General features: G+C 71.9%; 1 protein-coding gene. It reads right to left on the bottom strand.

Annotation, left to right across the window (positions count from 1 at the left end):
- The coding region (locus G1H19_RS03350; RefSeq protein ID WP_163638781.1) for a hypothetical protein at window positions 1–291 on the bottom strand (291 nt) is incomplete at its 3' end.
- Window positions 292–313 lie beyond the last annotated feature (22 nt).

Below are 313 nucleotides of genomic sequence, written 5' to 3'. Positions count from 1 at the left end.
GCTGACCGACAGGCCCGGGGTGACCCGGGTGATGTCGGCGGGGTCCAGGCCGAGCAGCGGGGCGTCGGCGAGCAGGCTGGCGGTCACGTCCTCACCGAGGGCGAACTGTCGGTTGATCGAGAAGAACTTGGGCTCCCGCGGGCCGTCGTCGTAGCTGTCGCCGCCGGCGCCGTTGATGGCGATGTTGACGATGCGGGCGGGGATCTGCAGGGTGCCGGTAGGCAGCTGCACGGTGACGTCGAGGTCCTCGTCGTCGGCCTGGTAGGAGCGGGACTGGCGGTCGCCGGTCATCCCGACGTCCGCGCGGGTCGGC

The sequence above is a fragment of the Goekera deserti genome (genome assembly GCF_010685995.1).
GTDB lineage: Bacteria > Actinomycetota > Actinomycetes > Mycobacteriales > Geodermatophilaceae > Goekera > Goekera deserti.
The sequence above is the reverse complement of the archived record's forward strand: the minus strand, read 5'-3'. Positions and strand labels throughout refer to the sequence as shown.